25 protein-coding genes are annotated in these 24,401 nt (G+C 70.8%); 11 read left to right on the top strand and 14 right to left on the bottom strand.

From position 1 onward, the window contains the following. Window positions 1-17: 17 nt before the first annotated feature. Window positions 18-806, top strand: a complete 789-nt coding sequence (locus MQP27_RS32565; RefSeq protein ID WP_242770856.1) for an FMN-binding protein — start codon at window positions 18-20, stop codon at window positions 804-806. A 58-nt stretch (window positions 807-864) separates the two neighbouring features. Next, complete coding sequence (locus MQP27_RS32560; protein ID WP_242770854.1) at window positions 865-1,602, top strand: FAD:protein FMN transferase; 738 nt, start codon at window positions 865-867, stop codon at window positions 1,600-1,602. A gap of 6 nt (window positions 1,603-1,608) precedes the next feature. Here MQP27_RS32560 and MQP27_RS32555 read toward each other — a convergent pair whose 3' ends face one another. The 9 genes from MQP27_RS32555 to MQP27_RS32515 all read right to left on the bottom strand — a co-directional run bounded on the left by MQP27_RS32555 (window position 1,609) and on the right by MQP27_RS32515 (window position 11,702). Further along, window positions 1,609-2,148, bottom strand: a complete 540-nt coding sequence (locus MQP27_RS32555) for an arginine repressor (protein WP_242770852.1) — start codon at window positions 2,146-2,148, stop codon at window positions 1,609-1,611. Window positions 2,149-2,155: 7 nt separating this feature from the next. Beyond that, entirely contained in the window at window positions 2,156-3,355 is a 1,200-nt protein-coding gene (locus tag MQP27_RS32550; RefSeq protein WP_242770850.1) for an acetylornithine transaminase, read from the bottom strand. Next, the gene (gene argB, locus MQP27_RS32545; protein ID WP_242770848.1) at window positions 3,352-4,260 is read right to left on the bottom strand and encodes an acetylglutamate kinase; all 909 of its coding nucleotides are present in this window, start codon (window positions 4,258-4,260) and stop codon (window positions 3,352-3,354) included. The genes MQP27_RS32550 and argB overlap by 4 nt, the downstream gene beginning before the upstream one ends. Further along, window positions 4,257-5,408, bottom strand: a complete 1,152-nt coding sequence (gene argJ / locus MQP27_RS32540; RefSeq protein WP_242770846.1) for a bifunctional glutamate N-acetyltransferase/amino-acid acetyltransferase ArgJ — start codon at window positions 5,406-5,408, stop codon at window positions 4,257-4,259. The genes argB and argJ overlap by 4 nt, the downstream gene beginning before the upstream one ends. Continuing rightward, window positions 5,405-6,433 carry an N-acetyl-gamma-glutamyl-phosphate reductase gene (argC, locus tag MQP27_RS32535; protein ID WP_242770844.1) on the bottom strand — a complete coding sequence of 343 codons (1,029 nt, stop codon included), beginning with the start codon at window positions 6,431-6,433 and terminating at the stop codon, window positions 5,405-5,407. Before argC ends, argJ begins: the two co-directional genes overlap by 4 nt. 45 nt (window positions 6,434-6,478) lie before the next feature. Further along, window positions 6,479-6,862: a GtrA family protein gene (locus MQP27_RS32530; RefSeq protein WP_242770842.1), complete on the bottom strand. Its 384-nt coding sequence runs from the start codon at window positions 6,860-6,862 to the stop codon at window positions 6,479-6,481. Beyond that, the gene (locus MQP27_RS32525) at window positions 6,862-7,812 is read right to left on the bottom strand and encodes a glycosyltransferase family 2 protein (protein WP_242770840.1); all 951 of its coding nucleotides are present in this window, start codon (window positions 7,810-7,812) and stop codon (window positions 6,862-6,864) included. The genes MQP27_RS32530 and MQP27_RS32525 overlap by 1 nt, the downstream gene beginning before the upstream one ends. Window positions 7,813-7,834: 22 nt before the next feature. Beyond that, the gene (locus MQP27_RS32520; RefSeq protein ID WP_242770838.1) at window positions 7,835-10,939 is read right to left on the bottom strand and encodes a YfhO family protein; all 3,105 of its coding nucleotides are present in this window, start codon (window positions 10,937-10,939) and stop codon (window positions 7,835-7,837) included. Between the two features lie 175 nt (window positions 10,940-11,114). Next, window positions 11,115-11,702, bottom strand: a complete 588-nt coding sequence (locus tag MQP27_RS32515) for an ABATE domain-containing protein (RefSeq protein WP_242770836.1) — start codon at window positions 11,700-11,702, stop codon at window positions 11,115-11,117. An 89-nt stretch (window positions 11,703-11,791) separates the two neighbouring features. Between MQP27_RS32515 and MQP27_RS32510 the strand changes: the two genes are divergently transcribed. Next, the gene (locus MQP27_RS32510; protein ID WP_242770834.1) at window positions 11,792-13,024 is read left to right on the top strand and encodes a cysteine desulfurase; all 1,233 of its coding nucleotides are present in this window, start codon (window positions 11,792-11,794) and stop codon (window positions 13,022-13,024) included. Window positions 13,025-13,075: 51 nt separating this feature from the next. Continuing rightward, on the top strand, window positions 13,076-13,525 hold the full coding sequence (locus tag MQP27_RS32505; RefSeq protein WP_242770832.1) for a carboxymuconolactone decarboxylase family protein: 450 nt from the start codon (window positions 13,076-13,078) through the stop codon (window positions 13,523-13,525). A gap of 265 nt (window positions 13,526-13,790) precedes the next feature. On the opposite strand, the gene MQP27_RS32500 is transcribed toward MQP27_RS32505, so the two are convergent. Next, complete coding sequence (locus MQP27_RS32500; protein WP_242770830.1) at window positions 13,791-16,277, bottom strand: alpha-L-arabinofuranosidase family protein; 2,487 nt, start codon at window positions 16,275-16,277, stop codon at window positions 13,791-13,793. 143 nt (window positions 16,278-16,420) lie between these two features. Between MQP27_RS32500 and MQP27_RS32495 the strand changes: the two genes are divergently transcribed. Then, complete coding sequence (locus tag MQP27_RS32495) at window positions 16,421-16,675, top strand: hypothetical protein (RefSeq protein ID WP_242770828.1); 255 nt, start codon at window positions 16,421-16,423, stop codon at window positions 16,673-16,675. Beyond that, window positions 16,672-17,118 carry a DUF6314 family protein gene (locus MQP27_RS32490; RefSeq protein WP_242770820.1) on the top strand — a complete coding sequence of 149 codons (447 nt, stop codon included), beginning with the start codon at window positions 16,672-16,674 and terminating at the stop codon, window positions 17,116-17,118. Before MQP27_RS32495 ends, MQP27_RS32490 begins: the two co-directional genes overlap by 4 nt. On the opposite strand, the gene MQP27_RS32485 is transcribed toward MQP27_RS32490, so the two are convergent. After that, window positions 17,100-17,693 carry a histidine phosphatase family protein gene (locus tag MQP27_RS32485; protein ID WP_242770818.1) on the bottom strand — a complete coding sequence of 198 codons (594 nt, stop codon included), beginning with the start codon at window positions 17,691-17,693 and terminating at the stop codon, window positions 17,100-17,102. The two genes, MQP27_RS32490 and MQP27_RS32485, sit on opposite strands and share 19 nt — an antisense overlap. 103 nt (window positions 17,694-17,796) lie before the next feature. Continuing rightward, the gene (locus tag MQP27_RS32480; RefSeq protein WP_242770816.1) at window positions 17,797-18,234 is read right to left on the bottom strand and encodes a GNAT family N-acetyltransferase; all 438 of its coding nucleotides are present in this window, start codon (window positions 18,232-18,234) and stop codon (window positions 17,797-17,799) included. 89 nt (window positions 18,235-18,323) lie between these two features. Here MQP27_RS32480 and MQP27_RS32475 point away from each other — a divergent pair, with 89 nt between their 5' ends. Further along, window positions 18,324-18,938: a DUF6461 domain-containing protein gene (locus MQP27_RS32475; protein ID WP_242770814.1), complete on the top strand. Its 615-nt coding sequence runs from the start codon at window positions 18,324-18,326 to the stop codon at window positions 18,936-18,938. Here MQP27_RS32475 and MQP27_RS32470 read toward each other — a convergent pair. Beyond that, complete coding sequence (locus MQP27_RS32470; RefSeq protein ID WP_242770804.1) at window positions 18,935-20,389, bottom strand: aminotransferase-like domain-containing protein; 1,455 nt, start codon at window positions 20,387-20,389, stop codon at window positions 18,935-18,937. The two genes, MQP27_RS32475 and MQP27_RS32470, sit on opposite strands and share 4 nt — an antisense overlap. Here MQP27_RS32470 and MQP27_RS32465 point away from each other — a divergent pair. Both MQP27_RS32465 and MQP27_RS32460 read left to right on the top strand, forming a co-directional pair. Continuing rightward, entirely contained in the window at window positions 20,388-21,299 is a 912-nt protein-coding gene (locus MQP27_RS32465; RefSeq protein WP_242770802.1) for a DMT family transporter, read from the top strand. The two genes, MQP27_RS32470 and MQP27_RS32465, sit on opposite strands and share 2 nt — an antisense overlap. Window positions 21,300-21,407: 108 nt before the next feature. Next, a complete protein-coding gene (locus MQP27_RS32460) occupies window positions 21,408-21,599 on the top strand; it encodes a DUF1918 domain-containing protein (protein ID WP_242770800.1) in 192 nt (63 codons plus the stop codon). Window positions 21,600-21,603: 4 nt separating this feature from the next. Here MQP27_RS32460 and MQP27_RS32455 read toward each other — a convergent pair whose 3' ends face one another. Beyond that, entirely contained in the window at window positions 21,604-22,821 is a 1,218-nt protein-coding gene (locus MQP27_RS32455; RefSeq protein ID WP_242770799.1) for a glycoside hydrolase family 10-like protein, read from the bottom strand. A 238-nt stretch (window positions 22,822-23,059) separates the two neighbouring features. Here MQP27_RS32455 and MQP27_RS32450 point away from each other — a divergent pair, with 238 nt between their 5' ends. Both MQP27_RS32450 and MQP27_RS32445 read left to right on the top strand, forming a co-directional pair. Continuing rightward, complete coding sequence (locus tag MQP27_RS32450; RefSeq protein ID WP_242770798.1) at window positions 23,060-23,920, top strand: 3-hydroxybutyryl-CoA dehydrogenase; 861 nt, start codon at window positions 23,060-23,062, stop codon at window positions 23,918-23,920. 222 nt (window positions 23,921-24,142) lie between these two features. Further along, the gene (locus MQP27_RS32445; protein ID WP_242770797.1) at window positions 24,143-24,400 is read left to right on the top strand and encodes a hypothetical protein; all 258 of its coding nucleotides are present in this window, start codon (window positions 24,143-24,145) and stop codon (window positions 24,398-24,400) included. Window position 24,401: the final 1 nt, after the last annotated feature.

The following is a 24,401-nucleotide window of genomic DNA, read 5'->3' as shown; positions in this document are numbered from 1 at the left end:
CAGGAGCTCAGGTACCGATGAAGAAGAGTCACCCCATCCGGCGTGTCGTGCTGGCCACCGCCGCCACCGTCTCGGGTGTCGTGCTGCTGCTGTCGCTGAAGCCGGCGTCCGACCCGGGCGCCCAGGCGGCCGGCGCCGCCCCGCAGCAGACCGCGGCGGCCCAGGAGTCGCCGCAGGGCGGATCCTCGGCGGCCGGAGCCGCGAACGGCACGGTCGACGGCGCCGTGGTGCAGACGGAGTACGGCAACGTCCAGGTACGGCTGACCGTCGCGGGCGGCAAGATCACCAAGGCCGAGGCGATCCAGGCGCCCAAGGGCGGCACCAGCGACCAGAAGACCGCCCTCTCCATCCCGAAGCTCACCCAGGAGACGGTCGCCGCGCAGAGCGCGCAGATCGACTCGGTGTCGGGTGCGACGTACACGAGCAACGGCTACAAGCAGTCGCTCCAGTCCGCGCTGGACAAGATGAAGGCGAGCAGCGCTCCCTCGCAGAGCGCGTCGAGCGGGTCCGGCTCCGCGGGCGGCGCGGCCCAGGCCAAGACGGTCACCGGCAAGGTCGTACAGACCCAGTACGGCCCGGTGCAGGTCCGTATCACCGTCGCGAACGGCAAGATCACCCAGGCGGACGCGGTGCAGGCGCCCAAGGGCGGCACCAGCGACGCGAAGACGGCGCTGTCCGTCCCCCGGCTCAACCAGGAGGCGGTGGCGGCCGGCAGCGCGCAGATCGACTCCGTGTCCGGGGCGACGTACACCAGCAACGGCTACAAGCAGTCGCTCCAGTCCGCCCTGGACCAGGCCGGTGGCTGAGTCGGTGGCGGAATCCGCAGAAGCTCCCGCCGCGGTGCGCCGGCATGCGGAGGAGGTCATGGGGACCGTCTTCTCCTTCGACGTCCGCGGTGGGGAGCCCGGTGCGGTGCAGGCGGCGCTCGGGGAAGCGATCGCCGGACTGCACCGGGTCAACGAGGTGTTCAGCACCTACCGCGAGGACAGCCAGGTCTCCCGGCTGGCACGCGGTGAGCTGACCGTCGAGGAGTGCGATCCCGAGGTCGCCGAGGTACTGGGTCTGGGCGCGGAGGCGGAGCGCACGAGCGACGGCTGGTTCAGCCTGCGCTACGAGGGCCGCCTGGACCCGACCGGAATCGTCAAGGGCTGGGCGACCGAACGCGCGGCCCGCCGGCTGCGGGCGGCCGGCGCGACCGGGGTGAGCGTCAACGGCGGCGGAGACGTCCAGATGTACGGCGCTCCGGAGCCGCATCGCCCGTGGCGCGTCGGCGTGGCGGACCCCCTGCGCCCCGGCGGCCTCGCGGCGGTCGTCTCGGCGGCGGGCGCCGACGAGTTGGCGGTGGCGACCTCCGGCACGGCGGAACGCGGCGCCCACATCGTCGACCCCCGCACGGGCCGCTCCGCGGTGACGGACCTGGTGGCGGTGACGGTGGTGGCCCCGAGCCTGACGTGGGCGGACTGCTGGGCGACGGCGGCCTTCGCGATGGGTTCGAGGGAAGGCCTGCGCTGGCTGGAGGCGCTGCCGGACGTGGAGGCGTTGCTGATCACGGCGGGGGACGAGGTGAGATGCACGGGGGGCCTGGCATCTCGACTCGGATGAATGTGCTCAGTGCCCGTTCTGAGCCAGTCTCAGCAGATGCTCCGCCAGTGCCTGCCCCCCGCTCGGGTTCCGGCTGATCAGCAGCAGTGTGTCGTCGCCCGCGATCGTGCCGAGGATGTCGTGCAGTTCTGCCTGGTCGATGGCCGAGGCCAGGAACTGCGCGGCGCCGGGCGGCGTGCGCAGGACGACGAGGTTCGCCGAGGCCTCCGCGGAGATCAGCAGCTCCTGGGAGAGCCGCCGCATCCGCTCTTCCTTGGCCGACTCCCCCAGCGGCGCCCGGGGCGTGCGGAAACCGCCCTCGCTGGGCACCGCGTAGATCAGGTCGCCGTCGGTGTTGCGGATCTTGACCGCGTTCAGCTCGTCCAGGTCCCGCGAGAGCGTGGCCTGCGTGACGGTCAAGCCGTCGTCGGCCAGCAACTTCGCCAACTGGCTCTGTGACCGCACCGGTTGCCGGTTGAGGATGTCCACGATCCGGCGATGCCGCGCGGTGCGCGTCTGCGGCACGGCGGGCCCCGCGTGCTGTGCGTCGTCCTGCGCCTGACTCATCGTCGTCTCATTCTCCGGATCGTCCGTCCCCGTAGGCGTCGTCCAGGATGCCGGGCAGCGCCTGGAGGAACGCGTCCGCCTCACCGTCCCCGAGCGTCAGCGGCGGCATCAGCCGTACGACGTCTGCGGCGGGCGCGTTCACCAGGAAACCGGCCTCCTGAGCCGCCTGCTGCACCGTCGGCGCGAGCGGCCCGGTGAGCACGATACCCAGGAGAAGACCCGCGCCCCGGACATGGCCGATCAACGGGTGGCCCAGTGACTCGATTCCGTCCCGCAACTTCCCGCTCTGCCGCTTGACGTTGTCCAGCAACCCCTCGTTCTCGATCGTGTCGAGAACGGCGAGTCCCGCTGCGCAGGCCACCGGGTTGCCGCCGAAGGTCGTGCCGTGGTGCCCCGGCTGCAGCAGCTCCGCCGCCCGCCCGAACGCGACGGTCGCGCCCAGCGGCAGCCCGCCGCCGAGCCCCTTGGCGAGCGTGACCACGTCCGGCAGCACGCCCTCGTGGGCCTGGTACTCGAACCAGTGCCCGGTCCGGCCGATCCCGGTCTGCACCTCGTCCAGGACCAGCAGCGCGCCGTGCGCGGCGGTGATCGCCCGGGCCGCCTTCAGGTAGCCGGCGGGCGGGACCACGACACCGTTCTCGCCCTGGATCGGCTCGATGATCACGAGCGCGGTCTCCTCGGTGACGGCGGCCGCGAGGGCCTGCGCGTCGCCGTACGGGACATGCGTGACGTCGCCGGGCAGCGGCAGGAACGGTTCCTGCTTGCCGGGCTGGCCGGTGAGCGCGAGGGCGCCCATCGTCCGGCCGTGGAAGCCGCCCTCGGTCGCGACCATGTGGGTGCGCCCGGTGAGCCGGCCGATCTTGAAGGCGCCCTCGTTGGCCTCGGCGCCGGAGTTGCAGAAGTAGACCTTGCCGTCCCGGCCGAAGAGCTGGAGCAGCTTCTCGGCGAGCGCGACGGGCGGCTCGGCGATGAAGAGGTTGGAGACATGGCCGAGCGAGGCGATCTGCGTGCTCACGGCCTCCACGATCGCCGGGTGGGCGTGCCCGAGCGCGTTGACCGCGATGCCGCCGACGAAGTCGATGTACTCCTTGCCGTCGGCGTCCCACAGCGTCGCGCCGGCGCCGCGCACGAGGGGCAGCCGCGGAGTGCCGTAGTTGTTCATGAGCGAGCCCTGCCACCGCTGGGTCAGCTCCTGATTGTTCGTCATACGGCGTCCCCCTGTTGCTCGTCGGGCACGACCATCGTGCCGATGCCCTCGTCGGTGAAGATCTCCAGCAGGATCGAGTGCTGGACCCGGCCGTCGATGACGCGGGCGGTGGTGACGCCGTTGCGCACGGCGTGCAGACAGCCCTCCATCTTCGGCACCATGCCGGAGCTCAACTCCGGCAGCAGCTTCTCCAGTTGGGAAGCCGTGAGGCGGCTGATCACCTCGTCGCTGTTCGGCCAGTCCTCGTAGAGACCCTCGACGTCCGTGAGGACCATGAGAGTCTCCGCTCCAAGAGCAGCAGCGAGGGCCGCAGCCGCCGTGTCAGCATTGACGTTGTAGACATGTCCGTCGTCCTGGCTACGGGCAATCGACGAGACGACCGGGATACGGCCGTCGGCGAGCAGTGCCTCGATCGCGCCCGTGTCGATCTCGGTGATCTCGCCCACCCGCCCGATGTCGACCAACTCCCCGTCGATCTCGGGCTGGTGCTTGGTGGCGGTGATGGTGTGCGCGTCCTCGCCGGTCAGCCCGACGGCCAGCGGCCCGTGTTCGTTGAGCAGGTTGACCAGCTCGCGCTGGACCTGTCCGGCCAGCACCATCCGTACGACGTCCATGGCGTCCTCGGTGGTGACCCTGAGGCCTGCCTTGAACTCGCTGACGATGCCGTGCCTGTCGAGGGCGGCGCTGATCTGGGGGCCGCCGCCGTGCACGACGACCGGCTTGAGGCCGGCGTGGTGCAGGAAGACGACGTCCTGGGCGAAGGCGGCCTTGAGGTCCTCGTCGATCATGGCGTTGCCGCCGAACTTGATGACGACCGTCTTGCCGTTGTGCTTGACCAGCCAGGGCAGCGCCTCGATGAGGATCTGGGCCTTGGGGAGCGCGGTGTGCTTACGCGTGGTGCTCATGATGAATAGGCGCTGTTCTCGTGGACGTAGTCGGCGGTGAGGTCGTTGGTCCAGATGGTGGCGGTCTCGGAGCCGGCGGCCAGGTCGGCGACGATGTGCACCTCGCGGTAGCGCATGTCGACCTTCTCGCGGTCCTCGCCCACGCCGCCGTTCTTGCAGACCCAGACGCCGTTGATGGCGACGTTGAGCTGATCCGGCTCGAAGGCGGCCTTGGTGGTGCCGATCGCGCTCAGCACCCGGCCCCAGTTGGGGTCCTCGCCGTGGATGGCGCACTTGAGGAGGTTGTTGCGGGCGATGGACCGGCCCACCTCGACGGCGTCGTCCTCGGAAGCGGCGTTGACCACCTCGACCTTGATGTCCTTGCTGGCGCCCTCGGCGTCGCGGATCAGCTGCTGGCCGAGGTCGTCGCAGACCTGCCGTACCGCCTCCGCGAACTCCTCGTACTCCGGGGTGACTTCGGCGGCGCCGGAGGCGAGCAGCAGCACGGTGTCGTTGGTGGACATGCAGCCGTCGGAGTCGATGCGGTCGAAGGTGGTGCGGGTCGCGGCCCGAAGTGCCTTGTCCAGTACGTCGCTTTCGAGGGCCGCGTCCGTGGTGAGGACGACCAGCATGGTGGCGAGGCCGGGGGCGAGCATGCCCGCGCCCTTCGCCATGCCGCCGACGGTCCAGCCGTCCTTGGTGACGACGGACGTCTTGTGGACGGTGTCCGTGGTCTTGATGGCGATGGCGGCCTTCTCGCCGCCGTGCTCGGAGAGCTGGGCGGCTGCCGTCTCGACTCCTGGGAGCAGCTTGTCCATCGGGAGCAGCACGCCGATGAGGCCGGTGGAGCAGACGGCGACCTCGATCGCGCCGCGGCCGAGCACCTCGGCGACCTTCTCGGCGGTCGCGTGGGTGTCCTGGAACCCCTTGGGGCCCGTACAGGCGTTGGCGCCACCGGAGTTGAGGACGACGGCCGACACCTGGCCGCCCTTGAGCACCTGCTCGGACCAGAGCACCGGCGCGGCCTTCACACGGTTGGAGGTGAAGACACCGGCGGCGGCGCGGCGGGGCCCGTCGTTGACCACGAGGGCCAGGTCCGGGTTGCCGTTCTCCTTGATCCCGGCGGCGATGCCCGCGGCCGTGAATCCCTTTGCTGCCGTCACGCTCACGGCGCAACTCCGATCGTCGTCAGCCCGGTGGACTCGTCCAGTCCGAGGGCGAGGTTCATGCTCTGGACGGCACCGCCCGCGGTGCCCTTGGTGAGGTTGTCGATGGCGCTGATCGCGATGATGCGGCCCGCCGCCTCGTCGTACGCGACCTGCACCTGAACGGCGTTGGAACCGTAGACGGACGCCGTCGCGGGCCACTGGCCCTCGGGCAGCAGGTGGACGAAGGGCTCGTCGGCGTAGGCCTTCTCGTAGGCGGCCCGGACGGACTCCCCGGTCACTCCCGCGACGGCCTTCGCGCTGCACGTGGCGAGGATGCCGCGGGCCATCGGCGCGAGGGTCGGCGTGAAGGAGACGGACACCCGCTCCCCCGCCGCCGCGCTGAGGTTCTGGATGATCTCGGGCGTGTGCCGGTGGCCGCCGCCGACGCCGTACGGCGACATGGAGCCCATGACCTCGGAGCCGAGCAGGTGCGGCTTGGGCGCCTTGCCCGCGCCGGAGGTGCCGGAGGCGGCGACGATCACCGCCTCGTTCTCGGCGAGACCGGCCGCGTAGGCCGGGAAGAGGGCCAGCGAGGCGGCGGTGGGGTAGCAACCGGGCACCGCGATGCGCTTGGACCCCTCCAGCGCGGCGCGGGCGCCCGGCAGTTCGGGGAGGCCGTAGGGCCAGGTCCCGGCGTGCGCGGAGCCGTAGAACCTCTCCCAGTCGGCCGGGTCCTCGAGCCGGAAGTCGGCGCCCATGTCGACGACCAGGACGTCCGGGCCGAGCTGCTCGGCTACGGCGGCGGACTGGCCGTGGGGCAGGGCGAGGAAGACGACGTCGTGACCGGCGAGGACCTCGGGGGTGGTCTCCTGGAGTGTCCGGTCGGCCAGCGGCAGCAGGTGCGGCTGGAGCGCGCCGAGCCGCTGGCCGGCGTTGGAGTTGCCGGTCAGGGCGCCGATCTCGACCTCGGGGTGCGCGAGGAGCAGGCGCAGTAGCTCTCCGCCCGCGTATCCGCTCGCTCCGGCCACCGCCGCACGTACCGCCATGTCATCCTCCTCCTGGACGGCACGACTATACGTAACGCTGCATGTTTATGCAATCCCGGCGGTCTCGGCCTTGGGGAGCATGATCCAGCGGGAGACGACGAAGGTCACCGGGATGGCACCCAGGGAGGCGAGCAGCGGGGAGAGGCGGCTGCTGAAGTGGAGGAGGTCGACGAGGACGTAGACACCCGTCGTGGTGATCACGAAATTGGCCGCGTTCGTGAGCGGGAACAGCAGGAATTTCCGCAGGGTCGGACGGGTCCGGTAGGTGAACCGCGCATTGAGGAAAAAGGAACCGGTCATGCTGATGAAGGTGGCGAGAATATGCGCGGCCAGGTACGGCATGTGCGGCAGGAACAGCAGATAGGGCGCGTAGTAGGTGCCCGTGTTCAGGACGCCGATGGCGGCGAAGGTGAGCATCTGCCGCGTCATCACTGGATGAGATCCTTCGCTCGCTTCACGTTGCTGGCCTTCACCAGGAAGTGCGGGCGGCCCTTCACCTCGTAGTAGATCCGGCCGGTGTACTCGCCTATGACGCCCAGCATGACCATCTGGACCCCGGCGACACCGGTGACGGCCGTGATGATGGTGACGTAGCCGGGTGTCTGGACGCCGTTGACGAGGGCGGCGCCCACGATCCAGGCGGTGTAGAGGCCGGCGACCGTCAGCAGGCCCATGCCCAGGTAGAGGGCGGCGCGCAGCGGGCGGTTGTTGAAGGAGATGAGGCCGTCGAGGCCGTAGTTGAGCAGCCCCTTGAAGGTCCAGGAGCTGCGGCCGGCCTCGCGCACGGCGTTCTCGTACTCGAAGGTCGTGCTGGGGAAGCCGACCCAGGCGAACAGGCCCTTGGAAAAGCGGTTGTACTCGGTGAGGTCGAGGACCGCGTCCACCACACGGCGGGACATCAGGCGGAAGTCGCCCACGCCGTCGACGAGTTCGACGTCGACCAGGCGGTTGACGAGCCGGTAGTAGAGGCGGGCGGTGAGGGTGCGGGCCATGCCGTCGCCGGTCCTGGTGCGGCGGGCGATGACCTGGTCGTGGCCCTGCGCGCGCAGCTCCACCATGCGCTTGATCAGCTCCGGCGGGTGCTGGAGGTCGGCGTCCATGACAATCACGGAGTCGCCGGAGGCGTTCCGCAGACCGGCGAGGAGCGCCGCCTCCTTGCCGAAGTTGCGGCTGAAGGACACGTACCGCACGCGCGCGTCGAGGTCGGCGAGGCGCTGCAGCACGTGCAGGGTGCGGTCGCGGCTGCCGTCGTCGATGTACACGAACTCCATGTCGTGGCCGAGCGGAAGGAGTTCCTCCGCGACCTTCTGGACCTCGTCGTGGAAGCTTTCGAGGACTTCTTCCTCGTTGTAACAGGGCGCGACGATCGATATGAGCATGGTTTCCCCCTGGGGCACGGGTTCAGCGAGCGCCGGTCACGCGCTCGAGCGGTCGGGCGGGTGTGGTCGTGGGTGCCGGCGCGTGCGGCGTGCGTCGGCGGCGTACGGCGGTGAGGACGCCGAGCAGGCCGAGGGTCAGCAGCGAGGCGCCCCCGACGGTCGCGCCGAGCCGCAGCCCGGGCGGGTGGAAGGTGCAGGTCAGGCTGTTCGCCGAGCCGTCGAGGGGGACGGCGATCAGGCCGTGGTACGCCTTTGCCGGTACGGCGGTGGCGTCGCCCGCGGCGCAGCGCCAGCCCGCGATACGCGGGGCGGCGATCACGGCGACTCCCTTGCTGCCCGCGGGGAGTTGGGCCTTGACGGTGGCGTCGTCGACGGAGACCCGGGTGGCGCCGGTGGCCTTGAGGTGCTCGACGGCGGTGTGCAGCCTGGCGGTGTCGAGGCAGCCGACGGCGCCCTGCGGGACACGGCTGTCGCGGTTCGGGGTGAGTTCGATCCGGAGCTTGCCGGAGGGCGGGACCGTGCCGAGGCGCTGCATCGCGGCGATCTTGGTGACGAGGGCGTCGGAGCGGAACCGCCCGGTCGCGCCGTCGGCGGTCCGCGCGGTGCCGGAGAAGTGCGGGGCCCAGAGGTAGACCTCGTTGCCGGCCGGGCAGGTGGCGGTGATGGTCGGCTTCCCGGTGCCAGCGGGGACGAGCAGCCCGGGGTGCGCGGCGTTGCCCGCGGTCGGGGGCTTGCCGGTGCCGGTGCGGATCGTGATGCGGGGGACGGTGTAGACGCGGGCGCCGAGCAGGAGTTCCTGGTTCCGGTACGGCGACGGGCCCCAGCGGGAGGGGGTCGCGGTGGACGGTCGTACCGTCACCAGGGGCGGCACGTCCTGCCGGGTCACCGTCGGGCGGCTGCCGTCCTGGGCGAACCAGTTCTGGTGCGGGTCCGGCGGGGAGTGCACGCGGGCGCCGATGGAGAAGACGGCGTCGGTGACGGGGTTGTCGAGGCTCTGCAGGCTGCGGCCGCGGGAGGTCCAGCCGCCGCCGAGGGCACTGAGCGTGCGGCTGAGGACGTCCGAGGTGAGGCTGCTGTAGTACTGGGCGCCCTCGCCGCCGACCACCATGGGGTCGTTGGCGACGGTCTGCTCACGCCCCGGGTCGGTCCGGTACCGCGGCCACCCGTCGGCCCGCGCGATCACGTCGGCCTGCTCCTGCTGCCGCTCGCCCCAGGGCGCGTAGTCGTCCATGTGGTCCAGCCGCAGCCGACTGGCCTGCGCGGAGGTGGCCATGGCCTCACCGAACTGCCCACCGAACAGGAGAAGCAGGGCGAGGCCGACGAGGACGGTGCGACGACGGCGCGCGGGGGTGGGGCTGCTGTCGGAGCGGGGCCGGGCACCCGAGCGGGCTTCACCGTCGGGGCTGAGCCCGGAGACTGAGCGCGGCTCCCCGTCGGGGTTGGGCCCGGAGTCCGAGCACACCTCACCGTCGAAGCGCAGCCCGGAACCCGAGCACGCCTCACCGTCGGAGCGGAGCCCGGAGCCCGAGCGCGGCTCACCGTCGGAGCGGAGCCCGGAGCCGGAGCGCGCCCCACCATCGGAGCGAAGCCCGGCGCCCGAGCACGCCTCACCATCGAGGCTGGGTCCGGAGTCCGAGCGCGGCTCACCATCGAGGCGCGTCTCGGCGCCCGAGCGCAACTCACCGTCGAAGCGCGGCGCACCCTCGAAGCGCGGCCCGGCGTCGAAGCGCGGCCCGGCTTCGAGCCGCCGTTCGCCGCCCGGCGTGCGGCCGACGTCCGTGACGTGGCCGACGTCCGTGACCTGGCCGGCGCTCGCGGCGCCTTCAGCCGTCGCGTGTCGCAGCAACGCCAGCCCGCCCGCCGCGCCCACCACCGCGAGCCCGAACACCGCCCACGTCACGTGGTGCACCAGCGCGCTGCGGCTCGCCGCTGCCGCGATGAGCGTCAGCAGCGCGCCCGCCGCGCCCAGTGCGCGCAGGTCGGGTGGGCCGTACGAGAGGGACTGCCAGGCGGCGATCACCAGCAGGCCGCACAGGACGAACGCCTGGCGGTACGGGCTGCCCTGGGGCGTGGCGAAGGCGTGCCAGACCAGGTGGGTCGGGCCCCACTGGAGCGACAGCGCCACCGCGGCGACCAGTACCGTCCAGCCGACGCGCGTCCGGCGCGGGACCGCCCGGTGGAAGGGCAGGGCGAGGGCGAGCAGGAGGGCCGCGGTGCCGGCGTAGACGGCCGGACTGCCGAAGCTGTACGTCGTCGGCAGCAGCCGGGCGAGCAGATCCTCGGTCGGGACCGGCCTGAAGTCCACGACCCGGCCGGGATACGCGTGCTTGGTGCCGAAGTACACGACCGTCACGAGCGGCGCGGCGAGGCCCACGCCCAGGGCGACGGTCAGCGCGGCGCGGCCCGCGGTGCGCAGCCGCTGCCGATTGGAGAGGCCGGAGAGCCACAGCCGGAGCAGCAGCACCAGGCCGGCGGCGAGCGTGGCCATGTAGGCCGTGTAGAAGTTGGCGATCCAGGCGAGGGCCACGATCAGCACGCCGAGCAGCGGGCGCCGCCGTCGCAGCGTCCACTCGCCGACCAGGCACAGCAGCGGCAGGGCGAGCAGCCCGTCGAGCCACATCGGGTTGTACGAGGCGACGGCGAGGCTCCAGCCGCAGAGCGCGTACGACGTGCCGAGCAGGCCCGCTCCCCACCAGCGGCCACGGCGCAGGACGAGCAGCAGCCAGGCCATGGCGGCACCGGCCGACGCCGTCTTCAGCACCGTGATGACGTACACCGCGAGGTCGATCTCGTCGCGCGGGAAGACGCCGACGAGCAGGGCGAACGGGCTGCCGAGGTAGGTGCCCACGTCGGGCAGGAAGCTGGAGCCGAAGCCGGACTGCCAGTTGACGAACAGGCCGCCGTGCGCCCGGCCGTGCAGCAGGTCCCACAGGTGGGCGTGGAAGGGTACGTACTGGTTGCCCAGGTCGTTGACGTCGCGGGTACGGGATCCGAAGGGGTAGCTGCCGGCGAGGGCGTCCGCGGCGCAGAACACGGCGCCGGTGAGCACCGCGGCGAGCACGGCGGCAGCCCTCTTCGGTGAGAAATGGCCGCTCGAAACGGCTTTGGACAGGGTCGAGCGATCCATTCCTTGGTACTCCCCGAAGGTTATTGATTCGCGGAGTTAGACGGATCGACTTTCCCTTTGGTTGCCCCTCTCACAGGAAGTGGCAAGGTTAGTTCCGAATAGCGGAGCAGATATTCAATGACTTGGTTAACGGCCGGGAAACAGAAATATCCCGGCACCTTATTTGCCGGTGAATTCACCGCGTTTTCCGGGCCGCGTAGGCCCGTGCCGCCCGCACCCGGTTGCCGCACTTGGTCGTGCACCAGCGCCGGGCGCCGTGCGAGCGCAGGAACCAGCGGTCGCAGCCCTGGGCCTCGCACTCGGCGAGCTGCGCGGCCTCGGCGCCGGTCAGCAGGTCGGTGGCGTCCTCGGCGAGAAGGGAGAGCGCGGCGGCGGCCGGGTTGCCGGCGTCGGGTTCGTCGGCGCGGTGCGGGCCGTCCGCGGTCCAGGCGAGGCGCGGGGTGGAGGGGGCCGCCGCGAGCGCCGCGTTCAGGGTGGCGAGGTGTCCGGCCGCCGGGCGCTCATGGGCGCCGTACGCCTTGAAGAGGGCGCGGAGCGCCTCGCGGAGGCCGAGGAGCCTGCCGAACTGGCGGCCGTTCAGGGTCACCCGGTCGGGCAGCAGCTCATGCCGGACGAGCCACAGGTGTCCGGCCTCGGTGTCCTCCAGCAGGTCGACCTTGCGATGGCCGAGCGCGAAGCGCGTGTTGACCAGGGCCAGCGAGAGATAGAGCTCCTCGCCGGGGACCTGGAGCTGGGACAGGTAGACAGGGGCCTCGTCATCCACGGCCTCATGGTAATGCTTGCGATTCTCCGTGAGGAGGCCTAGCGTTCCTCACGGCAAACAGACATGGAAACCGTGAGAGGTGGCGAGCCGTGGGCTTCGACGTGGACGTGCTGCGCAGGGACTTTCCGATCCTGGAGCGGACGGTGGACAGCGGCGCCCGGCTCGTCTACCTGGACTCCGGCGCCACCACCCAGAAGCCGCTCCAGGTGCTCGACGCGGAGCGGGACTTCTACCTCACGCACAACGCGGCCGTGCACCGCGGCGCGCACCAGCTGGCCGGGGAGGCCACGGAGGCGTACGAGGGTGCCCGGGGGACGGTGGCCCGGTTCGTGGGGGCGTCGGCCGACGAGATCGTCTTCACCAGGAACACCACCGAGGGCATCAACCTCGTCGCCTACGCGCTGGGCAACGCCCGCCGGCTCGGCCCCGGCGACCGGATCGTGGTCACGCAGATGGAGCACCACGCCAACCTGGTGCCCTGGCAGCAGCTGGCCGAGCGCACCGGCGCGACGCTGGACTGGTTCGGCCTGACAGACGACGGCCGCCTCGACCTGACCCGGATCGACGAACTCCTCGACGAGCGCACCAAGGTGCTGGCCGTCACGCACCAGTCGAACGTCCTCGGCACCCTCAACCCGGTGCGCGAACTCGCCGACCGGGCCCACGAGTTCGGCACCCTGGTCGTGGTCGACGGCGCCCAGTCGGTCCCCCACCGCCCGGTCGACGTGCGCGAACTCGGCGCGGACTTCCTCGCCTTCTCCGGCCACAAGATGCTCGGCCCGAACGGCGTCGGCGTGCTGTGGGGCAGGCGTGAACTCCTCGCGGATCTCCCGCCGTTCCTCACCGGCGGCTCGATGATCGAGGTCGTCGAGATGGACCGCACCACCTTCCTGCCGCCGCCGCAGCGCTTCGAGGCGGGCGTGCCGATGACGTCCCAGGCGGTGGGGCTCGCGGCGGCCGTGGAGTACCTGGAGGCGCTGGGCATGGCGGAGGTGGCGGCGTACGAGGAGCGGCTCACCGCCCGTGCGCTGGAGCTGCTCGGCGAGGTCCCGGGCGTGCGGATCGTCGGCCCGGCCGGCCTCACCGACCGCGGCTCGGCGGTCTCCTTCACCGTGGACGGCATCCACCCGCACGACGTCGGCCAGGTCCTGGACGAGCGGGGCGTCGCCGTCCGCGTCGGCCACCACTGCGCCCGCCCGATCGTGAAGCGGTACGGCATCCCGGCGACCACCCGGGCGAGCTTCTACGTCTACAACACGCCCGACGAGGTGGACGCGCTGGTGGCGGGTGTCCGCGCGGCTCAGCAGTACTTCGGCGGGTGATCGCCGGGTCCGCTTGACCTGGAGTGTGCTCCAACTCCTACGGTCTTGTTCATGACCAACGCAGACAAGAGCGAGAGCACCATCCGTGACGAGCGTTTCACCCGCGGCCTGGAGGTGCTGCGGAGCGTCGACGGCGAGGCCGGGCAGCGGGTCATCGACTCGCTCTCCGACATCAGCCCCGAGCTGGGGCACCAGATCGTCGCCTGGGGCTTCGGCGAGATCTACTCCCGCCCCGAACTCCAGCCGCGCGACCGCCAGTTGGTGACCCTGGGCATGCTCACCGCGCTCGGCGGCTGCGAGCCCCAGCTGGAGGTGCACATCAACGCGTCCCTGAACGTGGGCCTCACCCCCGAACAGATCGTCGAGGCGCTGCTGCACTCGGCCGGATACTGCGGCTTCCCGAAGGCCCTCAACGCCACCTTCGTCGCGAAGAAGGTCTTCACCGAACGCGGGCTGCTGCCCCTGGGACAGCAGCCCACGAAGGAGACCCCGGCTACCTGAACAATTGCCCAGTGCTCCACCCTTCAGGGTGGAGGTGGAGGGCGTCCTCGCCGTAACGGCCCGATGGGGCGCGGAGTCATGGCAGGATCGTCTTGTCTGGCGACGGAGTTGTCGGACCTACCGCCGGACAGGTGGGACGTCAAGCCTGTGGAGACCACGTAAGACCACCCCACACCGGGCGGCGGAGGCCGATGAAGCAGGAACCCTCGGTGGCACCGGGTAGCGGTGCGGACCGGAATCGTCCGCGTTCACGCAGGCGAGGATGTCAATTCTGCCTGATCCGCAGGAAGGTGACGGAGTTCGCCGGGAAGGTGTACGTGAACCTGTCGGTGACCCCGTCGAAGGTGGACGTCACCGGGGCGACGGCCGTGTTCGTCTCGGTGTTCACCGCGTCGGGCGCGGCGGCGAGTTGGGTCACGCGGGCCTTGGACGCGACCTTGGCGCCGCCGAGGTCGATCGCCGTACGGGCCGCCGAGGACTGGGCGTTGACGACCTTGACGATCAGGTCGCCGGTCTTCTCGTCCTTGGTGACGACCTGGCGGAAGGGCTCGGCCGGCTTGTCGTCGGTGAAGCCGCCCCACTCCTGGCCGTCGAGGTAGAGGGTGACCTGGCGGCCCCGCACCTTGATGTCGACGTCGTAGGCGCGGCCGGTCTCGACCGACCCGGCCTTGGAGATCAGCGTCGACTTGCCGCCGTCCACGGCCTGTTCGACGGCGGTCTGGGTGTTGTTCCAGCCGCCGATGTTCCACCAGTAGTAGTTGCCGGTGTCCTTGACGCCGAAGGCGACGAGGAAGCCCTCCTTGCCGGACTTCTTGGTGGCCTTCACATGCAGGTCGTAGTCGTGCCAGCTCGGGTCGCCGGCGGAGACCATGGTGTTCTCGGCGGTGTCCGAGGTCTCGACGTACTGTCCGTCCTGGATCTCCCAGCTGCCGCCGCCGGTGTGCGTCCACTGCGTGGCGTCACCGGAGAAGTCGTCGCTGAGCAGCGTGTTCCCGTCGGCGCCGGTGACCTTCACGTCGTCGTACGCGGCGCTGGTGTTCCAGGTCGACAGGCCGACGGCGCCGGTGATCGGCCCGAGCAGCGAGGGCGTGCCGGTGGCGGTCGAGGGGACGACCCGGTCACCGACGTTCGTCATGAACAGCTTCTGGACCTCGTAGTTGGCCGAGCCCCAGGAGGCGTGGTTGTTGAACCACACCATGTCCGGACTCCACTGGACGTAGTCCTCGTTGGCGAACAGCGGTGCGTACGAGGCGAGTTTGACGACGTCCGCGTTGCGTTCCAGGCCGGTCATGTACGCGGCCTCGGCGAGCCCGTTCTTGAAGGCGTTGCCCCAGGAGGCGTACTCGCCGAGGAAGACCTTGGGCCCGCTGCGGTCGTAGGAGTCGTAGCGGTCGTTGTTCTGCAGGAACCACTGCGGGCTGTTGTAGTAGTGCTCGTCGACCATGTCGACTTTGGCGTCCCGGTTCAGCTGCCAGGCCGTGTCGAAGGTCGAACCGGCGTCGTCCGGACCGGAGTTGGAGATCACCTGCATGTACGGGTACTTCGCCTGGATGGCGGCCCGGAACTGTGTGAAGCGGGCGAAGAACTCGTCGGGGAGGTTCTCCTCGTTGCCGACCTCGATGTGGGTGAGGTGGAAGGGCTTGGGGTGCCCCATCTCGGCGCGCTTCTTCCCCCACTCGCTCGTCACGGGCCCGTTGGCGAACTCGATGAGGTCGAGGGTGTCCTGGATGTGCCGCTTCAGCAGTGCGGGGTCGTCGACGGCCTTGTTCTGGCCGCAGCCGGTGACCAGCGCCGGGACGACGGGCAGCGGCATGGCGCCGATGTCCTCGGCGAAGCGGAAGTACTCGTAGTAGCCGAGGCCGTAACTCTGGTTGTAGCCCCAGAAGTTGGAGTTGGTGGCGCGTGTCTCGACCGGGCCGATGGTGTCCTTCCACTGGTACGAGCGCTTGCGCTGGTAGCCGGAGGCCTCGCTGTAGTCCGCCATGGAACCGGTGTTGACCAGGCAGCCGCCAGGGAAGCGCACGAAGCCCGGGTGCAGGGCGGCGATCTTCTCGGCGAGGTCCTTGCGCAGGCCGTTCGGCTCGTGCCTGTAGGTGTCGCGCGGGAAGAGGGACACCATGTCGAGGGCGGTGGCGGCCGAGGTGGCCACGGTGAGCCGGCCGTCGGAGCTGGTGCGAGTGGCGGTGAAGGTGGCCTTGTACCGGGCCCAGCCGCTCTTGGTCACGTTCACCCGGCGGGCGGCGGCCAGGGTGCCGTCGGCGTCCTGCAACGAGACGGTCAGCGCGGTGCCGCTCTCGGCCCGGGCCCACACCGAGAAGTCGTACTTCTTGCCCTCCTCGACGCGGATGCCGGTGTTGTATCCGGCGTTCGTGACGGACGAACCGGCGCCCAGGGAGAGGTAGTTGCGGTTACGGGCGTTCAGGCGCCCGTCGTCGTCCACGACCTGGGCACTGCCGGAGACGGTCCACGCGGTGAGCGGCGTGTAAGAGGTGTTGTCGGCGGTCGAGTACTCGAAGGACCGATTCTGCACGAGCTCGGCGTACAGACCCCCGTCGGCGGCCCGGTTGATGTCCTCGAAGAAGACGCCGTACATGGTCTTGTCGATCTTCGCGCCCTTGGTGTTCGGGTCGACGGTGATCGAGTAGTCGGTGACGTCCTCGGCGTGGGCGGGGGACGGAATGAGGCCGGCGGCCAGCAGGAAAGCGCTTGCACCGAGGCCGAGTCTCAGGCGGGTGCGGGTGGTGCGTGACATGGATACTCCGCGGCTCTTGATGGATCGTTCTGAACGGCTCGATCGTTCGAAATATCAGACAGCGGTCAGCACTTCGAACGGCAAGATAGGGAAGGGGTGTGTGCACGTCAATGGGGCCCGCGTGGGGACGTAGGGTCGGGGGCATGGACGAGCTGCTGCCCTACCTCCTCGTGCTCGGAGCGCTGGTGCTGGTGATGGGCGCGTTCACCGGGCTCGCGCGGCTGATCCGCCGCCGTGGTGGGGCCGGCGGGGGTCTGGGCGCGGCGCTGGCCGCCTACGAGGAGGCCTTCAGAGCCACGAGCCACGCCTCGCACTACGAGATCCGGGCGCAGGCCGAGCGGAAGGACCCGCTGGAGTCGCCCGATCGCCTGCGGCGCGGGGTGAGGAGAGGGCGATGACGGGTGAGTTCTGGCCGGTGGCGGACGCGCTGGCCTATCTCGCCGGGAGTTGGCGGGTGGCGCGGACCGTGCGGGATCTGGCGAGCGGGGACGAGGGACGGTTCGAGGGCGTGACCCTGTTCAGCCCGCTGGAGGACGGCGGGCTGCTGCACGAGGAGTCCGGCACCTTCACCTGGCAGGGCGTAGCCCGGCCCGCCGAACGCACCCTGCGCTTCCTGCCCGGCGCTTCACCGGGGACGGCCGACGTCCGCTTCGCCGACGGCCGCCCCTTCCACGACCTGGACCTCGGCACGGGACGGTATGCAGCCGACCATCCCTGCGCGGCGGACCTCTACCGGGGCGAGTTCACCGTGCGGGACTCGGATCGCTGGCGGACGGTGTGGCGGGTGGGCGGTCCCGCCAAGGACTTGGTGCTGACCACCGACTACGTACGCGAGGGCTGAGCCGGCGCGCCCTCGAAGCGGAGGTTCCAGCGGCCGGCGCGGCCGGTGACGGTGGTCGTGGACAGCGGGCGGACGTCGATGTTCCAGTAGCTCGACGGGGGCGCCTTCAGGGCGTAGACGAGCGCGGCCCGGATGACCGACGGTTCGGCGACGGCGACGATGCGGCCGCCGTCCTCGAAGGGGCGGGTGTCGAGCCAGTTGCCGACACGGGCGACGAAGGCCATCAGGGACTCGCCGCCGTGCGGGGTGGAGCGCGGGTCGGCGAGCCAGGCGTCCACGGCCTCGGGCTCGCGGGCCATCGCCTCGCCGAGGGTCAGACCGCGCCAGCGGCCCATGTCGCAGTCGCGGAGGGCGAGTTGCACGAGGGGGGCGTAGCCGAGCGCGTCGCCGGTGGCGCGGCTGCGCGGGGTGGGCGAGCAGTAGCGCAGCTCGGCCGCCGCGAGCGGGATCAGGTCGTGGGCGACGTGCTGGACCTCGTCCCAGCCGGCCTGGTCCAGCGGACGGTCGTCCTCGAAGCGCTCGGCGAGCAGCGGGGAGCTGCGCGCGGCGGCGACGAACGTGACCCGAAGTGGCATGCGGTGATGGTGTGACGTGAAAGTGCGCAGGTCAAGGGGTGTTGGTGAGGATTCACGGAAGGTGCCCGAAACCTTACTTCGAGGTCAGGATCTGCCGGACAAGTCACTCGAAAACGAGGGCCATCCAGATGTCGGGCGGGTCGAGCGGCGCGAAGCCGAGCTTGGCGTAGACGCCGTGGGCGTCGGCGGTGGCGAGCATGATGCGGCGCAGGCCGAGGGGCTGGAGGTGGTCGCGTACGGCGCCGACGAGGGCGGTGCCGATGCTCTTGCCGCGGACCGAGCGGTCGACGTAGACGTCGCAGAGCCAGGCGAAGGTGGTGTGGTCGGTGACGACCCGGGCATATCCGACCTGCTCCCCCGACCCGGCGTCGTACACCCCGAAGTTGAGCGACCCGGCGATGGCCCGCTCCTGCTTCTCGCGCGGTCGGCCCGTCGCCCAGTAGGCATCGGTGGACAGCCAGCGGTGCACACGGTCGACGTCGAGCCGCTCGGGGTCGGTGGAGATCTCGTAGCCGTCGGGGAGGGGCGGGGTGTCGGTCATGGCGGGAGACTTGCAGGTCGGGGGTGGGGTGTCGAGGGGTTTTCGCGGTGGCCGAGGGGGTTGTCAGTGGTGCGTGCGATGCTTCGGGCATGACGGGGAGGACACCGCACGCGAGGGACTACGCCTGGCTCCGCGAGCGCCATCGGTCGCTGCGGGAGGCGTACTGCATCACCTTGGTGAGTGAGATCGCTCCGGAGCCGCTGCTGCAGCGGCTCGGCGCCGAGGCGGGGACGGAGGTGACCGGCGTCGGCGGGCTCTTCGAGCCGGCCTTCGATACATGGGAGGAGCATCAGGGGCGTGAGCTGTTCGTCGCCGCCGCGGCGGTCGGCGGCTGGTCGGTGCTGGTCGAGGTGAACGGGTATCTGGGGGTCACGTCGGCGGCGGTACGGCCGCTGTCGCGGGGCCGCACCGTGGTCGCCCATCACCGTTCCGTCGACGCGCTGGACCACTTCATATGGCTGGCGGACGGCGAGCTGATCCTGGGCTTCGAGCCCCTCTTCCCCTACCGCCGGGAGGGCAGCCGCGCCGAGGCGTTCGCCCCGCGGATGCGGGAGTCCGGCTTCCTCCTCTGCCCAGGTCAGGACCTGGACCATCAGCACACCGAAGCCGCGTTCGCGCTCGCCGAGCGGATCACCGGGATACGACTGACGGCGGACACGCTCGACTCCCTCGAATTCGTCTGCGGCAGAGCACCCGCGCCCTAGCGGCCTCCGGCACCCCTCAAGACCTCGGCGCAGGCTCTTTCCAACCGCCGTACCCCCTCCGTGATCTCCCCCGCCCCCGCCACCGCCGCGAAGCTCAACCGCACGTGGGCCGCCGGGGGTTCGGCGCTGAAGTACGGGCGACCTGGTGTGATCGCGACGCCCGCGCGCAGGGCGGCGGAGGTCAGGACGGCGTCGTCCGTGCCGTCGGGGAGGCGGAGCCACAGGTGGTAGCCGCCGGACGGGATGTGCGGGAGGACGAGGTCGGGGAGCGTGAGACGGAGGGCCGCGGTCATGGTGTCGCGGCGGGACTTCAGTTCCGTCGAGATCGCGCGGAGGTGCCGCGGCCACGCCGGTGAGCCGACGAGTTCGAGGGCCGCCTCCTGGAGCGGGCGCGGGACGAAGAAGGTGTCGACGATCTGGATGGCGCGCAGCCGTTCCAGCACCGGCCCGCGCGCGGCAAGGGCGCTGAGCCGGAAGCTCGGCGAGGTCGCCTTGGTGAGTGAGCTGACGTGGACGACCACCCCGTCGGGGTCGTCGGCGGCCAGCGGACTCGGCAGCGGCCCCGCGTCCTCGTGCACCAGCCGCCGTACGAAGTCGTCCTCCACCACGAACGCGCCCGCCTCGCGGGCGATACGGAGGACTTCGCCGCGCCGCTCGGGGGCGAGGACCGCGCCGGTCGGGTTCTGGAACAGGGGCTGGCAGACGAAGACACGCGCACCGGTCGCGCGGAACGCGTCGGCGAGGAGGGCGGGTCGGACGCCGTCCGCGTCGACCGGGACCGGCACGGGCCGCAGGCCCGCCGCGCGGGCGATCGCCAACATGCCGGGATACGTGGGTGATTCGACGAGGACCGGTGCGCCGGGCGGGGCCACCGCGCGCAGGGCCGTGGTCAGGGCCGACTGGCCGCCCGCCGTGATCAGCACCTCGGCCGCGGTGACGCCGCCGCCGATGCCGCGCGCGAACCACTCCCGCAGCTCGGGCAGCCCCTCCATCGGCGGCCGGCCCCACGCACCGGGGCGTCGGCCCGCCCGTGCCAGCGCCGCCGCCATCGCGCGCTCCGGCTGCAACGACGGGTGCAGATAGCCGCCGTTGAACTCCACGACGCCCGGCGGGGGCGCGGCGAGGGAGACGACCACTCCGGACGCGTCCACCGTGCGCGGTACGAGGTCGGCGGCGCCGTCCGCGCTCAGGGCGACCTCCTGCCAGGAGGTGTCGCCGACGGTCGGCACGGCCGTGGCACGCGGCTCGGCCCGGAAGGCGCCGGCGCCGGGCCGGGTGACGACCAGTCCCTCGGCGGCGAGCTGGGCCAGGGCCCGCGAGACGGTCACCGGGCTGACCCGGTAGCGCTCGACGAGGGCCCGGCTGGACGGGAGCTTTCCGCCGGGAGAGTAGCGGTCAAGGTCCTGCTTCAGCTGTTTCGCCAGTTCTCCGACACTGCTACGCTCTTGCATGAGAGCACAGAGTAGCGCTACTGCCCCCACCTCGATAGCGGTGGTCATCCCGCCGAAGGCCAACACCACCGGCACCCTCCAGGCCGCTCTCGGTGTCGTCGCCTTCTCTCTCACCTTTCCCGCCACCGCGTGGGGACTCGAGGGGTTCGGGCCCTGGGCGCTCGTCGCGGTGCGCAGTGTGCTCGCCGCGCTCATCGCCGGGGTCTGTCTGTCGGCGCTGCGCATACCCGTGCCCGAGCGCCGGCACCGGGCCGGACTCCTGGTGGTCGGTGCCGGCGTCGTCGTCGGGTTCCCCCTCCTCACCACCCTCGCGCTCCAGACCTCCACCACCGCGCACGCGGCCGTCGTGGTCGGGCTGTTGCCGCTCACCACCGCGCTGTTCTCGGCCCTGCGCATGGGCAGCCGTCCCTCCCGCACCTTCTGGATCGCGGCGTTCGCGGGCGCGGTGGCGGTCGTCGCGTTCACCGTGCAGCAGAGCGGCGGTGCGCTCACGAGCGCCGATCTGTACCTGTTCGGCGCCCTGTTGGTGTGCGCGGCCGGCTACACCGAGGGCGGCCGGCTGGCCCGGGTGATGCCGGGCTGGCAGGTCATCGGCTGGGCGCTGGTGATGTGTCTGCCGCTGACCGTGCCGGCCGCCGCGGTCGCGCTGTCGTACGAGCCGGTACGGCTGACCGCGCACAGCGTGGCCGGGCTGCTGTGGGTCGCGGTGGGCTCGCAGTTCCTCGGTCTGGTCGTCTGGTACCGGGGCATGGCGGCGATCGGCATCCCGAAGGCCAGCCAGTTGCAGTTGGCCCAGCCCCTGCTCACACTGGTGTGGTCGGTGCTGCTGCTCGGCGAGCACCTGACGGTGGCCGCACCGCTGACGGCCGCGGCGGTGCTGGTGTGCATCGCCGTCACCCAGCGGGCGTGAGGCTCTGAGGCTGACCGGCATGTGCGTGCCGGTTCCAACCGCGGCCCGGCGCCGTAAAATCGAGGCCACGGACCGTTGCTCCCGCACCTGGTGAGGAGGCCCTACAGAATGCGTGCAACCGTGGGCGACCAGCTTGTCCAGCACGGCAGGGTGGTCGGACAGCAGGACAAGGTCGGCGAGATCGTCGAAGTGATGGGCCAGGAGGGAAACCCTCCGTACCGCGTCCGCTTCGAGGACGGGCACACGGGCATCTGCTCCCCCGGCCCCGACACCGAGATCCGGCACAGGGAGACGCACTAGCGGATCAGCGCGGGGGCTTCGCCGGCTGCTTGTAGTGGTCGGCGACGACCCGTGCCATCGCGCCGATGGGATCCGTCGCCAGTTCCTTCGCGGCGAAGAAGGCGTGGCCGCGCACCTGCGGGTACTTGGCGGCCAGGGTGAGGTGCCTGGAGAGTTCGGCGGGGTCCTGCCAGGCGGCGGGCTGCGCCGGGTCGCCGGCCTTGTAGAGGGCCTCGCCGATGTAGAGCTTCGTCGCCGTGCCCTTCGCCACACCCGCCCACCAGGACACGAGCTTGGCGTAGTCGGCGGCGGCGAAGCCGATGTTCCAGTAGATCTGCGGGGCGATGTAGTCGATCCAGTTCTGGCGCACCCACTTGCGGGTGTCCGCGTGGAGATCGTCGTACGTCTGCACGCCCGCCCTGGTGTCGGAGCCGTGCGAGTCGGTGGCGATGTTCCGCCAGACGCCGAAGGGGCTGATGCCGAACTGCGTGCCGGGCCGGATCTCCTTGATGCGGGCCGCCGTCTCGCGGACCAGCTTGTCGATGTTGCTCCGGCGCCAGGCGGCCCGGTTCGCGAAGCCGTCACCGTAGCGGTCGTACGCGGCGTCGTCGTCGAAGGTCTGCCCGGCCACCGGGTACGGGTAGAAGTAGTCGTCGAAGTGCACGGCGTCGACGGGGTACTTCTTCACCGCGTCGAGGATCGCGTTCTCGACGAAGGCGCGGACCTGGGGCAGCCCCGGGTTGTAGTAGAGCTTGCCGCCGTACTTCACCACCCAGTCGGGGTGCTTGCGCGCGGGGTGCGAGGCGATGAGCCTGCTCGGGTCGGACTGGTTGGAGATCCGGTACGGGTTGAACCAGGCGTGCAGCTGGAGGCCGCGGGCGTGGGCCTCCTTGACCGCCGTGCCGAGCGGGTCCCAGCCCGGGGCCTTGCCCTGGGTGCCGGTGAGGACGTTCGACCAGGGCTCGTACGGCGAGGGCCAGAGCGCGTCGGCGGTGGGCCGTACCTGGAAGATCACGGTGTTGAGGCGGTCCTTGACGGCCCGGTCGAGGATCGCGATCAGCTCGGCCTTCTGCTGGGCCGCGGTCAGCCCCGGCTTGGAGGGCCAGTCCCGGTTGGCCACGGTGGCCACCCACACGCCCCGCAGTTCGCCGGACGCCCTCCGGCGCGGGGCCTTGTCGTCCGTGCCGCCCGCCATAGCCGCACCGGCCGCCACCGCGCCACCCCCCGCCACGAGTGCCGACATGGCCGTCACCGCGAACGCCCGCCGCGACAGCCGAGACCTCCGGTGCAGCATTCCCCTACCTCCATCTGCCGATGCCCGTGTCCGGGCGCGATTCTGGACCCGGGCGAGGTCCGGCGTCAGCCTGCCACGCGGTACCCGAACGATCGATCAACGATCGCCGGAGGTAACGTGCAGGTTCGGAGCAGGCACCGAACCACCGGGGACCCTGCCGGATTCGTAGATCAGCGAAGGGGACGATGTGACCGACATCGAGCGCGTCGGAGTGGTCGGCTGCGGCCAGATGGGAGCGGGCATCGCCGAGGTGTGCGCCCGGTCCGGCCTGGAGGTGAAGGTCGCCGAGACCACCGGCGAGGCCCTGGAGATCGGCCGGACCCGGCTGTTCAACTCCCTCGCCAAGGCCGCCGAGCGCGGCAAGATCACCGAGCAGGAGCGGGACGAGACGCTGGCGCGCCTCAGCTTCACCACGGACCTCGGCGAGTTCGCCGACCGCGACCTGGTGATCGAGGCCGTCGTCGAGAACGAGCAGGTGAAGACGGAGATCTTCCAGGTCCTCGACCAGGTGGTGACCCGCCCGGACGCGATCCTCGCCTCCAACACGTCCTCGATCCCGCTGGTGAAGCTCGCGGTCGCCACCTCGCGCCCGGACCACATCGTCGGCATCCACTTCTTCAACCCGGCCCCGGTGCAGAAGCTCGTCGAGCTGATCCCGGCGCTCACCACCTCCGAGGGCACGCTCAGCCGCGCCCAGGTCTTCGCCGAGAAGGTGCTCGGCAAGCACGCGATCCGCGCCCAGGACCGCTCCGGCTTCGTGGTCAACGCGCTCCTGGTGCCGTATCTCCTCTCCGCCATCCGGATGTTCGAGTCGGGCATCGCGGGCCGCGAGGACATCGACAACGGCATGGAGATGGGCTGCGCCCACCCGATGGGCCCGCTGAAGCTGTCCGACCTGATCGGCCTGGACACCATCGTGTCGATCGCCAACTCGATGTACGAGGAGTACAAGGAGCCGCTGTACGCCGCTCCCCCGCTGCTCCAGCGCATGGTCGACGCGGGCCGGCTGGGCCGGAAGACCGGCTCGGGCTTCTACACCTACGGCTGACGGCGACCGGCGTTTGCACAGTGCCCGTTCCAGGGTGCTGATTACACAGTGCTACGACCGCGGGCCCGGCTCTCTTCGGAGCGCCGGGCCCGCGGCATTCACACACCGTGTGCGCGGCGGGCACGCATATGCCCCGCGCACACGCTCCCCACGCACCCACCAGGCGAGTTGACTCTTCATGCGCATGCAAGGGATGTGACGACTACGGAAAGGAGCGGACTCGTGACCGCCGACCCCGAGCATCCCGTGGCACTTGGAGAACTCGCAGAGTTACGCCGTCGCCTCGACGTCGCCTACGCGCGTGTCGAGGGAGGGCTGGCCCTGCTCAACCATCGCACCGAGGAGACCGACAAGGAGATGGACGACCTCAGCGCGCGGATCGTCGCGCTGGAGCACGCCCGCTGGCCCCTGCCCGCGATCGCGACACTCACCGCGGTGGGCGCACTCGTGGCGACGATCTGGCAGGCCCTGGGCCACTGAA

This window comes from Streptomyces cylindrosporus (genome assembly GCF_022698165.1).
Classification (GTDB): Bacteria; Actinomycetota; Actinomycetes; order Streptomycetales; family Streptomycetaceae; genus Streptomyces; species Streptomyces cylindrosporus.
Note: the sequence above shows the minus strand (reverse complement) of the source record. Positions and strands in the feature narration are given on the sequence as shown.

Coding starts and splice junctions, on each gene's coding strand:
- MQP27_RS32525 (WP_242770840.1), bottom strand. CDS start 7,812: ATGCTCATATCGATCGTCGCGCCCTGTTACAACGAGGAAGAAGTCCTC.
- argC (WP_242770844.1), bottom strand. CDS start 6,433: ATGGCGGTACGTGCGGCGGTGGCCGGAGCGAGCGGATACGCGGGCGGA.
- MQP27_RS32490 (WP_242770820.1), top strand. CDS start 16,672: ATGACGGGTGAGTTCTGGCCGGTGGCGGACGCGCTGGCCTATCTCGCC.
- MQP27_RS32465 (WP_242770802.1), top strand. CDS start 20,388: ATGAGAGCACAGAGTAGCGCTACTGCCCCCACCTCGATAGCGGTGGTC.
- MQP27_RS32505 (WP_242770832.1), top strand. CDS start 13,076: ATGACCAACGCAGACAAGAGCGAGAGCACCATCCGTGACGAGCGTTTC.
- MQP27_RS32565 (WP_242770856.1), top strand. CDS start 18: ATGAAGAAGAGTCACCCCATCCGGCGTGTCGTGCTGGCCACCGCCGCC.
- MQP27_RS32520 (WP_242770838.1), bottom strand. CDS start 10,939: ATGGATCGCTCGACCCTGTCCAAAGCCGTTTCGAGCGGCCATTTCTCA.
- MQP27_RS32485 (WP_242770818.1), bottom strand. CDS start 17,693: ATGCCACTTCGGGTCACGTTCGTCGCCGCCGCGCGCAGCTCCCCGCTG.
- MQP27_RS32555 (WP_242770852.1), bottom strand. CDS start 2,148: ATGAGTCAGGCGCAGGACGACGCACAGCACGCGGGGCCCGCCGTGCCG.
- MQP27_RS32480 (WP_242770816.1), bottom strand. CDS start 18,234: ATGACCGACACCCCGCCCCTCCCCGACGGCTACGAGATCTCCACCGAC.
- argB (WP_242770848.1), bottom strand. CDS start 4,260: ATGAGCACCACGCGTAAGCACACCGCGCTCCCCAAGGCCCAGATCCTC.
- MQP27_RS32470 (WP_242770804.1), bottom strand. CDS start 20,389: ATGCAAGAGCGTAGCAGTGTCGGAGAACTGGCGAAACAGCTGAAGCAG.
- MQP27_RS32475 (WP_242770814.1), top strand. CDS start 18,324: ATGACGGGGAGGACACCGCACGCGAGGGACTACGCCTGGCTCCGCGAG.
- MQP27_RS32500 (WP_242770830.1), bottom strand. CDS start 16,277: ATGTCACGCACCACCCGCACCCGCCTGAGACTCGGCCTCGGTGCAAGC.
- MQP27_RS32460 (WP_242770800.1), top strand. CDS start 21,408: ATGCGTGCAACCGTGGGCGACCAGCTTGTCCAGCACGGCAGGGTGGTC.
- MQP27_RS32530 (WP_242770842.1), bottom strand. CDS start 6,862: ATGACGCGGCAGATGCTCACCTTCGCCGCCATCGGCGTCCTGAACACG.
- MQP27_RS32495 (WP_242770828.1), top strand. CDS start 16,421: ATGGACGAGCTGCTGCCCTACCTCCTCGTGCTCGGAGCGCTGGTGCTG.
- MQP27_RS32560 (WP_242770854.1), top strand. CDS start 865: ATGGGGACCGTCTTCTCCTTCGACGTCCGCGGTGGGGAGCCCGGTGCG.
- MQP27_RS32550 (WP_242770850.1), bottom strand. CDS start 3,355: ATGACGAACAATCAGGAGCTGACCCAGCGGTGGCAGGGCTCGCTCATG.
- MQP27_RS32455 (WP_242770799.1), bottom strand. CDS start 22,821: ATGTCGGCACTCGTGGCGGGGGGTGGCGCGGTGGCGGCCGGTGCGGCT.